Origin of the sequence: Exiguobacterium aurantiacum, from assembly GCF_001766415.1 — a bacterium.
Taxonomy (GTDB): Bacteria; Bacillota; Bacilli; order Exiguobacteriales; family Exiguobacteriaceae; genus Exiguobacterium; species Exiguobacterium aurantiacum_A.
Map to the genome: position 1 here is coordinate 1 of NZ_MKXO01000034.1, position 633 is coordinate 633.

The following is a 633-nucleotide window of genomic DNA, read 5'->3' on the forward strand; positions in this document are numbered from 1 at the left end:
AGCTTTGACATTTATGGCAATACACGTACACTTGCTTTAGTCAAAGCCTTAGATGAAAAGCTGATTGAATTAACCGAGGAAATGATGGATCAAGAAAAACCATCTATTGATTTGCTTGAACGTATTGGAGAAATAAAAGGTTTATTGATTAACCTTTACACATAGAGAGTGATAACATGGCAATTAGCTGGGATGACATGAATGATTTGCAGCCGCGCGTCATGCGGCTGATTTTTAATAGTATTGATAAAGACCGACTTACGCACGCCTACTTATTTGAAGGAAAAAAAGGAACCGGAAAACTGGATGCATCGATGCTTTTGGCTAAAAGCTTTTTTTGCTTGGAATCAGGAGTGAAACCATGTGAATCCTGTCAAAACTGCAAAAGGATTGCATCAGGAAACCATCCCGATTTACATCTTGTGCAGCCTGATGGCCAATCAATTAAGAAGGCGCAAGTGCAGGCACTGCAAGAGGAATTTACAAAAGCCGGTGTAGAATCTCACCGGAAAATGTATATTATTCTTCATGCGGACAAAATGACGGTCAATGCCGCGAACAGTTTATTGAAGTTCCTAGAGGAGCCTAATCGGGAAACGATGGCGGTTTTAATCACTGAGCAATCGCATAAAA

Annotated in this window: 1 protein-coding gene and 1 pseudogene; both read left to right on the forward strand. The window is 40.3% G+C overall.

Annotated features, from left to right (window positions below; all coding sequences use genetic code 11):
• Positions 1-165: DUF327 family protein (locus BJU60_RS15105; protein WP_141737256.1), on the forward strand; the 165-nt coding region annotated here is incomplete at its 5' end.
• 11 nt (positions 166-176) lie between these two features.
• Positions 177-633 (forward strand): annotated as a pseudogene (locus BJU60_RS14805) (DNA polymerase III subunit delta'); the annotation flags it as partial.